This is a genomic window from Asticcacaulis taihuensis (assembly GCF_900100255.1).
Classification (GTDB): Bacteria; Pseudomonadota; Alphaproteobacteria; order Caulobacterales; family Caulobacteraceae; genus Asticcacaulis; species Asticcacaulis taihuensis.
In genome coordinates, this window is record NZ_FMTS01000004.1 from 253,893 (window position 1) to 268,716 (window position 14,824).

Consider the following 14,824-nt stretch of genomic DNA (forward strand, 5'->3'; position numbering starts at 1 on the left):
CCATAAGCGGCCGCGCCTATGAATTATCACACAATAAAAATACAGCAATTATAAAATATGATTTATTATCAGATTATCGCGCTTCGCCTTCGGCCTCACGCCGCTTTTGCGACCGGCGGGTGTCTTCCAGCGCCAGACGCACCAGAGTCTCCATTGACCAGCGCGCCGCCCGGCCGTCCCCAGCCTCGATGGCCTCAAATACGCGCGCATGGTCCTGCCAACTGCTGCGCGAATCCTTGGGGTCCGTCGATTTCAGACGGGTAGACCAGGCAATGGCCGCGGCAATCGAACTGTTGAGCGAGATCAAAACCTCGTTGCGGGTGGCAATCAGCAAAGTCTTGTGAAAATCGATGTCCGCCAAACGGCCGGTTTCGGTGGCCAGGGTCTCCACGCGCATCACCTCCAGGGCATGACGCATACGCTCGACCTCTTCCGCCGTGCGGCGCTCGGCCGCCAGTTCCGCCGCCGCCGGTTCATTGATCAGGCGCAGTTCAAACAGGCCGTGGATAAAGTCCTCCGTCGGCGTGGTCTCGAACATCCAGCCCATGACTTCCGGATCGAGCAGATTCCAGTTCGTGCGTTCGCGCACGCGCGTGCCGCGCTTGGGCCGGCTATCGACAAAACCCTTGGCGGCCAGAATTTTCAAGGCTTCGCGGTAAGGCGTGCGGGAAATATTCAGCGCCTCGCTGGAATCGAGCTGGAATGGCAGGGCATCCCCCGGCCTGTAGACACCATTCAAGATATCGACGGCCAGCCGATGGGCAAGGGTGCCATGCAGGCGCCCATGAGAGACCGCTTCTTCATAGGTCGTATCACCAGCCCCCTCCTGTTCGGGACCATTTCCGTTCTCAATCATGCTTCATACCGCTCCCATGCCTCTGCTTTATGAGCGAGGCCGCCTTCCGGTGCAAGACGGGAGTTAAGACCGAGCCGTCACAATAAAGGTGGTCACCGACAAGGGCGGCGCCAAAAGTCCCTCTGTCCCGCCGGCCAATACCGCCCGATGCGTCTGGTCCGTCACAATCCTGGTGACGCGATAGCCCGCTTTCAGACCGGGGAAGTCTATATCCAGGCGGCGCTCATAAAGCCCCGGATTGACATGGACAACCACGAACGACTGGCCATCCGGTCGGACCGCCACAACCGTATCCGTATCATCCACCGGCAGGAACCGATCCCCCGGCCGGATATAGCGGGAGAAGTTGGCCATGGCGCCGTATTTCGAGGTAATATTGATCTTCGGGTCTGTCGGATTGGTATAATCCATCTTGATCAGCCCCCAGTTCGATCCCTCGCCCGGCTCCATCGTCTGGCGCTCAACCGCCTGCCACAATACCCACGCCACCGGCTGCATACGGTTGATATCGCTGACGATCTGCTCGCCCAGAGCAATGGCCGGGCGCATATCGTCGAAATCCTGCGTCACATTGGGCGGCGACAGATCCACCTCCGACATCCACAGACGCTTGCCGGTCATCCGCGCGATATCGCGCACCGCCGTCTTGCCGGTCGTGTCGTAGCTGTGTGCATTGATCTGATCGATCGTGGCCCTGGCTGCATCGTCCAGCCCCGCCCAGTCCTGCACAAAGGTTTGCGCATTGGTCTCGTCAATGCCGGAAATCTGCGTGTCCGATTTCTGCGCGCGCAAGGCTTTGCGGACCGCCTTCAAGATCAGGGACTGCCGGGCCGGCGACCAGTGCGCTCCCTCCTGCGTATTGGCGGCATACCAGTAGGGCGTATTGGGCTCGTTGACCGGCGACAGGGTGCGGAAATGGATATGGTGCCGCTTTTCCAGTTCCAGCGTCACCCGAACCAGATAGTCGGTGAATTTATCTTCGTAACCGGGTCGCAGATTGTCATCAAGGCCGCTGGCATTGCCGGAAACCCGCCCGCTTACCGTCATGAAATAAGGCGGCGAATTGGAAAATGCCTCGAAGATTTGCTCCCGTGCCGGCAACCGCACCCGGATGGCATCCAGCCACCAACGCTGCCCCGCATCCGCCGACCAGTCCCACTGCGACGCCTCATCGGGATTCCACCAGTCAGTACCGGTGGCACCGGCCGGCCGGCGCCAGAAGCCTGGAATACCGGCCCCCAGCCGCAGATAGGGTTCCGTTTCTGGCGCATTGCCACCACCGATATTATAACGGGCAATATTGAACTTCAGGCCGTCCGGCCCGTAAAGCAAATCCGCCAGTTGCTCTCGCTGCGCCGACGGCAGCTTCCCCGTCACATTGGCAAACCAGGCCAGGGCCGTGCCCCAGCCCTCAAAGGGCTTGCCGGGTTCGGTCCAGCGCGGAACGATGCTGACCGTCACGGCCTGGCTTGTTACTGAAGGCGCGGCCGCAACGGCCGGTAACGGACCAAGCATCGCGACAAGCAGGCTGGCCAGTCCATATACCCAGCCCCTTACTTCGCTCCTGATCCCGCGAGGCATACGCCCTCCTTCCATGGCACGGTCGGATACTTTAGTGAGGAAAAAAGCCGTGTACAGCCTCGCTTAGCCAACAAGGGGTGGTCGGTCAGGCAAGACAGTACACAGCAATGACCCAGGCGACAGCGGTCGAGTTAAGAAGGGACCAGGGAGACTGAACCTTTCTGGAACCTTAGGCGGAAACCGGCACCAAACGCGCACCAGCCACATAACCAGCCTACAGCCCACCGCAATTAAATCATACTTATTTTTCAACGCAAGCAAAATTGTACGATCATTAAAAGGCGCATCTCGCCCCTGCTTATTGACGCATAACAAAAAAAATTGAATACAACGCCTACGCCTAAACACCAAAGTCTTGCAAGGCATGAAATTGAGCCCTGTTGACATCCGGATTGCCGCGTACATTAATGCGATTAAATGTCGCAACATTTCGTTGTCACCATTGCCTCCGCCCAAAAGATCGAAGTGTATGGACCTGCCTCTGGCAATGAATTACGAACGGGGTCCGGGTGCGCCGAAGCGTATCAAAGACCCGTTCGGCACAGGCGGGATGCGATGACTTCGAATTTTCTATCTCCCCTCGATATCGCCATCACCCTCATCTATGCGCTTGCCATTTTCAGCCTGGCGCAATTTGTTTCAAATCGCAGCGCCAATGTCCGGGCCAGCCCGAAGGGCTATTTCTTTGCCGGCAACCAGTTGCCCTGGTGGGCCATAGGCGCCTCCCTGATCGCCGCCAATATCTCGGCCGAGCAGATCATCGGCATGTCCGGTTCCGGTTTTCGCATCGGCCTGGCGGTCGCCTCCTACGAATGGATGTCGGCCGCCACCCTGCTGCTGGTCGGCAAGTTCGTGCTGCCCGTATTTTTCAGCACGGGCAGCCTCACCATGCCAGGCTTCCTCGCCCGGCGCTTCGGCCCCAGTGTTCGTTATCTGATGGCCATATTCTGGCTCGGCCAGTATATCCTGATCAATCTCACCGCCATACTGTGGCTTGGCGGAACGGCGGTCACCACCGTCACCGGCATGGACCCGATGCTGGCCCTGATCCTGCTGGGATGTTTTGCCCTGGCCTATCAGTTTTCCGGCGGCCTGAAAGCTGTCGCCCTGACCGATGTGGTTCAGGTGTCGCTGCTGACCCTGGGCGGCCTGACCATTCTGGCGGTCACGCTGAGCCAGATCGGCGGCCAGGCTTCGCCATCAGGCATTGCCAACGGCTTTCGTGTCCTGATGACGCGCTTCCCCGACCATTTCCACATGATCCTGCCCAAAACCAGTCCGCACTACAAGGATCTGCCCGGCATCGCCGTCCTGGTCGGCGGCATGTGGATCATGAACCTGTCCTACTGGGGATTCAATCAGTACATCATCCAGCGCGCCCTGGCGGGGAAGTCCCTGCCGGAGGCGCAAAAGGGCATCGCCTTCGCCGCCTATCTCAAACTGCTGATGCCGGTGATCGTTGTCCTGCCCGGCATGGCCGCCCTCGTCCTGGCCCCTGACATCACCCGTTCCGATCAGGCCTACCCGACCATGATGACCCTGTTGCCACCTGGCTGTCTCGGCCTTGTTTTCGCTGCCCTCGCGGCGGCCATCGTCGCCTCTTCGGCCTCAAAGATCAATTCGATCGCCACCATCTTCACCATGGATATCGTCAAGCCGGCCTTCCCCGCGCTTTCGGATCAAACACTGGTATCCATCGGGCGGATTACCTCGGTCGGCGCTCTGGCGATTGCCATCCTGGTTGCCAAACCTCTACTCGGCAATTTCGATCAGGTCTTCCAGTTTGGTCAGAGCCTGACAGGGTTTTTCGCGCCGGGCATAGTGGTGATCTTCGCGCTCGGCATGTGCTGGAAACGCTGCACGACGGCCGGCGCGTTTTCAGCGATCGCCACAGGTTTTATCATGTCGTGCGCCTTTTACGGCGCCGCCCATCTCCATCAGCACCCGGAGATTGAGGGCGCCTTCCCCGCATGGATCATCGCGCATATACCCGACATGCCGTTTATCAATCGGGTCGGCTGGGTATTCTGGATCTCATTGCTCACCTGTATCGGCGTCTCGCTGATGACGAGGGAGCCCTCTTCAGAAGCGGTCGTTGATTTGACCCGCATAGACTTTCGCACCACGCGCGCCTTCAATATCGCTGCCGCCGGCGTTCTGATTGTGCTGACGATCATTTATGTCGTTCTATGGTGATAAATGGTCGGATGGGCAACGGACGCCATATAAATCATATTAATTGATGTTAAAAGTGAAATTGAAAACAATTTTATTGAAATTACCTATGAAATCGCGCTTTTTAAAATTTATAAAATCATACTTAAAATGACCACATCCAGTTGAACGGATACACAATTCAATGGGCACAACCCAGGACACGGGTATAAAGCCTGCCGCCGGTTCGACCGGCAGGACGCAATCTCCGCGCCAGGCCGGAACCATGCTCAGGCAAGCCATTTTTTATGGACTTCTGTGCGCCGGCACGGGGGCCAGCCTGCCATTTTTGCCTTCCTGGCTGCGGCAGAATGGGATGTCAGCCACGCAGATTGGCTGGATTCTGGCCGTTCCACTGATTGCCCGCGCCATCACCGGCCCCCTTTCCGGATTATGGGCGGATCGGTTCGTCAAGTATCGCACCCCTCTTCTGTGCCTGGCTCTGTCAGCCACCGCCGCCTATGCCCTGATGGGGGTCATTTCGGCCCCGCTAACCGAACGCTTCTATTGGTTCATCGGCCTGTTCAGCATCGGTTTTACCGCCATCGCCAGTATTACACCACTGCTGGACGCGATGACCATGCAACTGGGACGCAGCGGCGGCTTCAGCTTTTCCTGGGTGAGGGCCAGCGGATCAGCCGCCTTCATCTTCGCCAACATATCCCTGGGCTACCTGCTCCAGATGGTGGGCGTGGACGCGGTTCTGGCCTGGATGGTCGCCTCGGCCCTGCTGGTAAGCCTGGGGGCGAGGTTCCTGCTGCCCGCCAGCGCGCGAATCGATCCGTTATTGCTGCCGCGCCGGGATACTCCCAGTCTGACCCGCCTGGCCACCCTGCTGAAAAACAAGCGCTTCGTGTTCTTGATCATTGCCCTGGGCTGCCTGCAGGCGGCGCACAGCTACTACTACGCCTTTTCAACCCTGCTGTGGGAGAAGAATGGCCTGTCATCTACCCTTTGCGGCTACCTGTGGGCCTTCGCCGTCGTGAGCGAACTGGTCTTTCTGGGTCTGGGCGGACGGTTCCGCCACCGCCTCGGTCCCTGGCGACTGCTCATGCTGGGGGCCGCCGCCGGCGTTGTGCGCTGGGGCCTGATGTCGATCACATCCGACATCTGGCTTCTGTGGCCCATGCAGGCCCTGCACGGGCTTACCTTCGTCGCCGTATATCTGGCCGGCCTCGAACTGGTCTTCCTGCTGGTGCCTCAAGGCTATGAGGGCCTCGGCCAGGCGATCAACTCCGCCTATGCCAGCGGCACCCTGACCGGATTCGGCATGGTCTTCTCCGGCAACATCTATGAAGCTTTCGGCGCCCGCGGCTATGGCTTCATGGCGGCCCTGTGCCTGCTGGGCCTGGGCATAGTCTCAAGGCTTTACCTGACCCGAAACGACACAAAGGCGGACTAAACAGATGGAAGCCAGACCTTTGGGCTTGGCGGATAATGAGGGATACACTGTGCCTTGCGAAATTTCTTAAACAAGAACGCCCGGCTAACTCGGTTTATTTCAAACGGCTCCCCTGCGGGAGTAATTTTGGTTGCGAACGACCGCTGCCAACGTAGGCTGCACATGCTAACTTTCGTCGATTTAATCCCAGGTCGGCGCCACAAAGTGATTTTTCACTTTGCTGCAAGATGAATCCCCCTTTGTGCCTCGAAGCGGTCGTTTCACATAGTAGTGAGTATAGCCTAGAAGCGGATACTGGAGTTTTCAGGCGCATACGGCTCAAAGAGAGGTGACGTTCTTGAGACGAGAGGCGCCCGGCGTACCCGGCGCCTGGACAGCTAAATTTGTGCCTGACCGCCATCAACGAACAGCTCGACACCATTCACGAAACTGGCGTCATCGGACGCCAGGAAGAGAACCGCCTTCGCAATCTCGTCAGGTTGCCCCACACGACCGGCGGGGATCAGGCCAGCCAGATAGGCCTTGGTGCCTTCGGCCTGGTCGCCGCCGCCAAACAAATCATTAAGGCCGGCGGTATCCGTCACGCCTGGACTGATGGCGTTGACCCGAATCTGGCGATCCTTCAGATCGAGTATCCAGTTGCGGGCGAAGTTGCGAATAGCGGCCTTGGTGGCGGAATAGACGCTAAAGGCCGGGGTTCCTGAGATGCTGGTTGTCGACGAGGTCAGCACAATTGCGCCGCCGTCCCGCAAAAGTGGCAAAGCCTTTTGGACCGTGAACAGGACACCCTTTACATTGGTATCGAACGTCGTCTGATAGTGCGCTTCCGTAATGGCGCCCAGGGCCGCGAACTCGCCGCCGCCGGCATTGGCGAAAACCACGTCAATGTGGCTGTGCCGCTGTTGGACAGCGTCATACAGGCGGTCGATATCCGAGAGATTGGCCATGTCGCCTCGCACGCCGGTGATCCGACCACCGATTGCCTTGACTGCAGCATCGAGCGCATCCTGGCGGCGACCGGTGATAAAAACCGAAGCCCCCGCCTCTATAAATGCCTTTGCTGTGGCCAAACCAATCCCACTGGTGCCGCCGGTTACCACCACAACCTTGTTTTCGAACGAGCGTGTCATTGTCTGTCTCCATGTTTGGCGGCTTGATCGCCGCAGACGGCTGGAAGATAATTTCGGAACGATGCTGGCTGTAGTGGGCAAACATGCTACACATCGTTCCATATGGAGAACGATTCATGCGAAGCGACCTGAATGATCTGGCCTATTTCGCTGAAGTTATAACCCATGGCGGGTTCGCTGCCGCGGGGCGGGCCTTGCGTGAGCCCAAGTCGAAGCTCAGCCGTCGAATTGCCGCGCTGGAAGAGAGGCTGGGTGTGCGCCTGATCGAGCGCTCCAGCCGGCAGTTCCGCGTAACCGATGTCGGTCAGGCTTTCTATCAGCGCTGCCGCGCTGTGCAGAATGAGGCTGAACAGGCTGAGGCGCTTGTCGCGGACGCCCTCACCGAACCGCATGGGCTAATTCGCTTTAGCTGCCCGACCGGTTTGATTGAATCTATCTCCTCGCCCGTGGCCAGGTTCCTGGACCGCTACCCTAAGGTTCGGCTGCAACTCGTCGCCACTGACCGTCCTGTGGATCTGATCGCTGAACGGATCGATCTGGCGTTACGGGTCCGGTTGTCACTCGACAGCGATGCTTCGCTCACCATGCGGACACTTGGCCAATCAACGCGTATTCTTGTGGCCGCCCCACAACTGGCTGGCCAGATCGGTGAGATCGAACAACTGACGGACTATCCCGTTCTCGTTTCCAATGACGACCAGGACGAAACCGAGTGGCCGATTGAAACAAATGACGGTCGCACAAAACTGATCCGGCACACTGCGCGCATGGGCTGCACGGATTTCGGGGCCATACGATCCGCGGCGATTGCGGGTCTGGGTGTCGCTTTCCTGCCTGATCATGTTTGCCATGAAGCGCTGCGGAACGGCAGCCTTGTCCGCGTCCTGCCGGCATGGCGTGGCCTGAAGGGCATTGTACACCTCGTCTTTACGACCCGGCGCGGGCTGCCACCGGCCGTGCGTAAACTAATTGATCATCTGGCGGCTTGTTTTCCAAGGAACGTGCTCAGCCGAGCCAACGGCTGAGTTAAGGGCTGCATCGCGTCCTTTGCGGACCAGTGGCGCATCCAAAAAGGTCACAACCGGACCTTAAGTGTCACAGAAGTGGAAAACCCACCGAACAATGTTCGGTGGGTTTTCCACTTGGCGTGTGAATTTTCGTATTCTTCTGTCTTTGCCAACGCGCCCCACGAGATCAGAAACGGATCATCAGTGACGCCTTGGCGGAATGGTCGGTGAAGGTGTCCGAAACGCTGCCATTATAGGTGACATCCCAGATGAGATTCTTGCGCACGTAACGCAAGCCCGCTGAAAGAATCGCGGCATCAGGTGCGATGGCGACACCTCTGATTGTCATCGTATCTGAGCCGCCCTCGAAACCCGCTGTCAGGGTCGGGGTCTGACCACTGAAAGCGTGACGCCAGCTCAGCGCCAAACGGGGTTGAACTGCGCCAGAGGCCGGGTCGCCTTCCAGACGGACCCCCAGTTCGCCAAAGCTCGTATCCTGTTTGCCGGGGTCAACATTCAAAGCCGTGGCGGCGCCCGTTTCCGAGGCCTTGTCGAAGTCCGCACTGGCGCGGCTCACCCCAGCGAACGGGGTGACGATGGCCCCTTCAATCTGGTAGGAGCGGCCGAATTCAGCCCAGATTTGCGACATTTCCCCCTTGGCCTTGCCGCTGACAGTGCCGCCAAGCGTACCGAGCGTCGTCTCACGGGTCAGGGTGTCATCGACCTGGCCATATTGCGCACCTGCCTGAAGGGCCCAGCCATTCTGGCTGGTCCAGCGAATGCGGCCGGTCACGAAGACAATATCCCCCTTGATGTGGGCAGCGTCCCGGCCGCGTGTCGTCAGGGTGCCCGCACCGACCGAATAGTCGAGACTGCCTTGCTTCCAGCCGAAGCCGGCCGCCAGGCCGCTGTGATCGACAGCGAGACTTTGCGTGCCATTGACGCCGCCGGCTTTGGCCGCAGAACCAAGCACCGTCGCCCACAGCCAGCTTCCATTTTCGGTGCCCGGCGCCAGATCGGTCTGGGCGCGCAGCATCTGAGACGTTTCGATGGTGGCGGAGGACAGGGTCGCCCAGGCTTCACCGGTCAAGCTGGCGAAGTTCGGAGAGACGTCTGTATCGGCCAGAAGCAGGGCTTCCTCAAACAGCCCATTGCCCGGCCCCTGTGCCTGCAGCAGGCTGCCGACCGCCTTTTCGTTGGCCGTCCGGCCCAGATCCGCAAAGGCGACATCGTTGCGCGTCAGGGTGAGGGACACGGCATTTGCACTATAGGCCAGGGTCGGCGTCAGGAAGGCGAAGTTGCTGGTGACCGATCCGAAATGACCATTGATGCCACCGGCCGCAGTCAGAATCGTGTAGTCCGTCTTGCCCTTGTAACGTCCCGCAGCCGCCAGGATGTTGACGCTGGCATCGCCCAGCGTGGCAACGCCCGTGACATCCACCAAGTCGGCATGGCCGGCATTATCCACCTCGACCTCCAGCGTCGATGCCGCATTGAGCGCCAGATCGCCATTGATCGTCAGGTGGCCGATCGAATTGCCGGCGCCGATCGTGCCCCCCTCAATGGTGGTGTCACCGACCGTGCCATTGCCGCCCAGCTTGGCGTCCTGGTTCACCGTTACATCGGCGCCATTGAATGTGCCGTTGACCGACAGGATGCCGCCATTGATCAGCAGGTCACCCGTGTAATTGCTGCCGTCGCCATTCAGCTTCAGGTCACCGCTGCCGTCCTTTGCGAGTGTGCCGTCGCCACTCAGGCTGCCAGAGAATACACTGTTTGAAGACTGATTGACGGTCAGGTCTGTGCTTCCCAGGTTCAACGCACCGGAATCCCCGGAAAGGGCCGCGATCGTCTGCTGGCCGCTGGTGTTTTGCGACAGGTCGATGGTGCCGCCGCCCAGATCCAGCTGCGTCGTGTCTGCCAGGGCGCCGGTCAGGGCTATGGCGCCGGCATTGACCTGGGTCACACCGGTAAAGTCATAGAGACCGGCAAAGGTCAGGGTGCCCGCGCCGTCTTTTTCGAGCAGGCCCGTGCCGCTGAAGGCCCCTGAGAAGGTGTAGTCGTCCGGTCGGTCAAAGATAAAAGTGCCGTTGTTGACCAGATCGCCGGTGAAAGCACCTGCGGCCGTCCCGTCGCCAAGCTGGAAGACGCCGGCGCCATCGGTCTGGATATTGCCGCCATAAGTGCTGGTCAACAGCAGACGGCCGTTTTCAACAAAGGTACCGCCCGTATGCTGAATGCCCGCCACATCATCGAACAGAACAGTGGCTGGACCTTGCAGGTATACCTGGCCGGTGCCGGTGATGGACAGGTTCGCCAGGTCGCCGGGCTCGGTATCCGTATCGAGATCGAAGACGAGCGAACCGTCAAGTTGGACTGAACCTGTCTGGATGGCCAGATCGCCTTTGTGCTGCGCAACAGTGAGTTCCGCGCCGGTTGCGATGGCGACGTCGTCAAAGGTGGACGGCGCCTTGTCCGCGCGCCATTGGCCGCTGTCGATAGACAGGTGCTCGGCATTAGTGAACGCCACCACTTCGCCCGTACCTTCGCCCGCGGCATAGACGGTATCGTCACCCGCGCCGAGATCGGCAATCCCGGTGACCGTGGACCCGGCCATCATGGTGAAGCTGTCATCGCTGTCGCCCATGCTGACCGCCCGGCCATTGGCGGCAGAGATCGCGCCGTCATTGACCAGATGGGTCGTTCCGACGGTCAGGATCGTGGCACTGTTGGTGCCAGTCCCGGCAACGGCTCCGGTCACATTGATTGTATTGACGCCATTATTGCTTTCCGCATGAATAGCTTCGCCCGCCGCCGAAATATTACCGCTGGTGATGTTCACATTTTCCGCGGCCTTCGCCCATAGGCCGCCGGCATTGGCGCCCGTGGCGGACAGGTTTTCAGACATGATCGATACATCGCCGGAATTGGCGCGCGCTGAGATGCCGAGGCTGTTATCCCCCGTGGTCGTCAATGTGCCTGATGTCACCTGGGCATTACCGGCGGCGATGGCGTAGATGGTCACGCCGCCATCCCCGGTCGCTTCCGCCTTACCGCTGGTAATGCTGACATTGCCGCCGGCCGAGCCACCAATGGCGCTGCCATAAAGGGCATCGGAACGGGCATCCTGGCTGGTGATAGTGACATTGCCGTCCTGCGAAGTGCCGGTGATGGCATCGCCGGTGAAGGGGCCTGTCTGCCCCGTGCCCTTTACCTCTGTCTGGTCAGCGGTGATGGTGATATTGCCAGTGGTGGCCGTGGCAACTATGCCCGCGCCGCTGTCACCCGTGGTCACGACATGGCCGCTGGTGATCGTCACATCGCCGGCGCCGCCACGCGCCGCAATGGCGGCGGAATCCTTGCTGGCCAGAGTGACATTGCCGGAATCGACCGTGATCTCACCGTTGCCGCGCGCGGAGATGCCGTAGCGGAAGTTGCCCTCGACCGAAACGTCCGTGCTGGTGACCTGGATGGCGCCATTTCCGCCTTCGACGATGATACCGCCCTGGGCGATGCGCAGTCCGTCGGGACCGGCGCCGCTGTCTGCGCCCGCGCCGGTAACGGTCACCGCATTGGACTCGATATTGACCGCGCCGGGTGTCGTCACCTTTATGGCGTTGCCGAGATTGCCGCCGGCCGAGACCGCACCTTCATTGCCAATATCGACGGCGCCCGTTGCCGTGACAGCGATACCCGAACCACCGGAGGTGATGGAAGCCTCATCGCCCAAGTTTACCATGACCGCACCGCCGGACGCGGTAATGCCCGTTTCCTGGTGTGAGACAAGGTCGCCGTTCAGCGTCACATCGACCTTTCCGCCGCCGGTCGAGGTGGCATTGAGACCGAACCGGTCGGATTGTGAATCCCCGAGCGTGACGCTGACATCTCCCTGGCCGCGCACGAGCGAGGCGTAGCCACCGGGGCCGGCCTGAACGCTGCCGGCGGTAACTGTCACCTCGCCCTGATCGGAGAAGACATTGATCGCCGCCGCATTGTTCCCTGTTGCCGTCACTGTGCCGGCATCGAGCGTGGCGCCGGTGAGACCGCTGACATAAAGCGTCGCGGCCTGCTCGCCATGTGAAATGGCCTCATCGACCTTTACCTCAGCCGTCGTCCCGGCCAGCGCCACGGCGCCGGAACCATACTGACCGTAAGCCTCAAGATGGCCGCCTTCGATGACGACCGCCCCATTGGTCGAAACGCCCGCCACAGCATCCGATGCGCCAAGCGGATCGTAGGTCAATCCGCGCACCACGGCATCCTGCGCACGAATGTGAACATCGCCATTGGTGGAAGTCGCCAGGACGCCCGCCGTTCCGTTCCCTGCCATATCCAGGCTGTCGACCTGGATATCGATATCGCCATCGCCTGAGGTCGCACGCACGGCAATGAGGTTACCCTGGCCGGTTGCCGTCAGCGTGCCAATCTGCGCCTTTACCGTGCCGGCGCCGCTTGTGGTGGTCGTGACCACTGAACCGGTGTCGCTCGAAGTGGCTGTCGCCGAGACATCGTCGATTGTCGCGTCAATGGAGGCCGTCCCGGCCTGTATGTCGACTGCCACCGGCGTGCCGGAGGCCGCGCTTTGGTCGACCGTTACATTGCTGGTCGAATGAATGACGACCGGTGCGGCGGCCAGAGGCGCGGCCAGCAACGCCGACATGGCGGTGCCGGTTAATAAGACGCATTTTGACAGATTTCGGTTTTTTCTCACGATATATTCCCCTGCTGGACAGCCTGGATTCCAGGCCGCTTTGGCTGCACTCGCCCGAAACATTCCGGGGTGCGCCTGAACTCAGGCAGGATGAAGCGGTCTTTATGATCGCGCATCCCATGATCGTGGTATTTGGTTTCACTTGAAAATTTGACATGTCACCGATGACATGATTTGCTCGCATAACGGCATTTTGTAACTGGACGAGTGAGTTGGATTTCAGGCGCCTGGAAGCAGCAAAACATGCGCTCGCAAATGTGGCGTTCGCGCCGGACCAATGGGAGGACACGCTGAGGGAAGTGGCGGCCGCCTGCGGCACGGGGCGGGCGCAACTCGTGGCCTTCGGCGGGCCGAACTTCATACCCTTCAATCGGACAAATGATATCGATCCGGCTTTCATAACGGATTTTCCGCAGATTGATGGCGGCAGTCCGGAGGTCAACTGGCGCGTGGCCTGCGCGGGCGCCCCCTTCCAACTGGCGCGTGAGACTGACTATGCCGAGGCCCGCAAACGCATCCGTCGGGGTGTTTATGACGATTTCGTCAGCCAGTTCGATCTGCCCTATGGCTGCCAGTGCGTACTCACGCAAAAACCCGGCCTGATGATTGGCATGGCGGTCCTGCGTCATCACGCCGATGGCTGGAGCAGCTCGGAAGATTGCGAAAGCTTCCTGGCCCTGGCGCCACATGTGCTTGAGGCGGTCCGCACGCAACTGGCGATCGGCGAGGAAGCAAGCCACCTTCTGTCAAACTCGCTCGATGCCATGCAGGCGTTAGCCCTGGTTCTCGATGGCTTTGGCCACATCCGGTCCATTACCCCGGCGGCCGATCTCATGCTGCGCAATGGGGACGTCTTACGGGCGTATGGTGAACGACTGAGCGCGGCGCGTATCGCCTCCGACCTTGTCCTGCAAAAGGCAATCGCCGATATCCTGTCAGAACGCGCAGCCTCCGCTCGACTTATCTTGCAGGGAGAGGATATGACGGAGGTTGCCTGCCATCTGGTCGCTTATCCGCGACGCGAGCATGAGTTCGGCTTCGCGCCGCGCATACTGGTGCTGTTGAAACAACCCGAACAGCTTGGCGCCTCTCATGCCGAGGATCTTGTCCGCATGTTCGGCCTGACCATATCCGAGGCCCACGTTGCCATTGCCGCAGCAAACGGCCTGTCGCGCGAACAGATCGCCAGGACGCGAAAGAAATCGGCCGGCACCGTCAACGCTCAGTTCAAATCCATATTTCGCAAGATGGATGTTAGCCGTGAGGCCGAGTTGGTGTCATTCATCAATCGTATTCTGCGCTAAATGAAATAGAAGGAGGCACTGAATTTTGAGTTCGGTAATCGGGGCGCATAGCAGGCTGTCGATTTGGCGCCACGATGCTGATATTCTCTTCTCAGTCGATGTCCCGGCCTGTAAGCGGATGTTCCGCTGCATCATATTCTGGAGGTTGGGAATAAGCTCGCTATGTCGTTGAGAGGTATGCTCCAACAAATATTCCTGTGCCAAATGGTAATGATTCAATCGTGTGTCCCCGTTACGGTATTTTCGTCCACGTCAATCACACTGACACTGTAGCTGTGAGTACCCGGGGGGATTGAACATAGGTGCGATCAACCCTTTCGCTAATGTCCTTCCAAAGCAGCTTGTCTTCATCGCCATCGAGCAGGACTTGAAGCACATGGGGATCGTCAAAAGTGGCGTGAGTGGATATTGTGCCGCCAGTCGGCAGCCTTCAACGCATTTGCCTTCGGGCACGAGCGCGCCCGACGACACACTTATCGCGAAATGACAGCCGAACTGAGCACTCACCAGAAATACCAGCTTGGCCAACCAGCTCTAAAATAAATAGTCCGGCTTCGTGCCTGCAAGCCCATCACCTGCATGGCAGGTTATCTTGACGCCCATCCGCATTGACCGGATG

At 59.5% G+C, this 14,824-nt stretch carries 8 protein-coding genes; 4 read left to right on the forward strand and 4 right to left on the reverse strand.

Translation table 11 applies throughout. The features are described 5' to 3' along the window. Nucleotides 1-73: 73 nt before the first annotated feature. A complete protein-coding gene (locus tag BLO49_RS12065) occupies nt 74-856 on the reverse strand; it encodes a FadR/GntR family transcriptional regulator (protein ID WP_090648832.1) in 783 nt (260 codons plus the stop codon). Between the two features lie 63 nt (nt 857-919). Further along, on the reverse strand, nt 920-2,437 hold the full coding sequence (locus tag BLO49_RS12070) for a glycoside hydrolase family 30 protein (RefSeq protein ID WP_220083735.1): 1,518 nt from the start codon (nt 2,435-2,437) through the stop codon (nt 920-922). A gap of 555 nt (nt 2,438-2,992) precedes the next feature. Between BLO49_RS12070 and BLO49_RS12075 the strand changes: the two genes are divergently transcribed. Then, nucleotides 2,993-4,633 carry a sodium:solute symporter family transporter gene (locus BLO49_RS12075; RefSeq protein WP_090648834.1) on the forward strand — a complete coding sequence of 547 codons (1,641 nt, stop codon included), beginning with the start codon at nt 2,993-2,995 and terminating at the stop codon, nt 4,631-4,633. Nucleotides 4,634-4,877: 244 nt separating this feature from the next. Then, nucleotides 4,878-6,053: an MFS transporter gene (locus tag BLO49_RS12080; RefSeq protein WP_245679010.1), complete on the forward strand. Its 1,176-nt coding sequence runs from the start codon at nt 4,878-4,880 to the stop codon at nt 6,051-6,053. A 377-nt stretch (nt 6,054-6,430) separates the two neighbouring features. On the opposite strand, the gene BLO49_RS12085 is transcribed toward BLO49_RS12080, so the two are convergent. Continuing rightward, nucleotides 6,431-7,183: an SDR family NAD(P)-dependent oxidoreductase gene (locus tag BLO49_RS12085; protein WP_090648839.1), complete on the reverse strand. Its 753-nt coding sequence runs from the start codon at nt 7,181-7,183 to the stop codon at nt 6,431-6,433. Between the two features lie 116 nt (nt 7,184-7,299). Between BLO49_RS12085 and BLO49_RS12090 the strand changes: the two genes are divergently transcribed. Beyond that, nucleotides 7,300-8,208 (forward strand): LysR family transcriptional regulator, encoded by a 909-nt coding sequence (locus BLO49_RS12090; RefSeq protein ID WP_090648842.1) that lies wholly within the window; start codon nt 7,300-7,302, stop codon nt 8,206-8,208. 169 nt (nt 8,209-8,377) lie between these two features. On the opposite strand, the gene BLO49_RS12095 is transcribed toward BLO49_RS12090, so the two are convergent. Then, nucleotides 8,378-12,850 (reverse strand): autotransporter domain-containing protein, encoded by a 4,473-nt coding sequence (locus BLO49_RS12095; protein WP_170828322.1) that lies wholly within the window; start codon nt 12,848-12,850, stop codon nt 8,378-8,380. A gap of 308 nt (nt 12,851-13,158) precedes the next feature. Between BLO49_RS12095 and BLO49_RS12100 the strand changes: the two genes are divergently transcribed. Further along, entirely contained in the window at nt 13,159-14,205 is a 1,047-nt protein-coding gene (locus BLO49_RS12100) for a helix-turn-helix transcriptional regulator (RefSeq protein ID WP_170828323.1), read from the forward strand. The last annotated feature ends 619 nt before the right edge of the window (nt 14,206-14,824 follow it).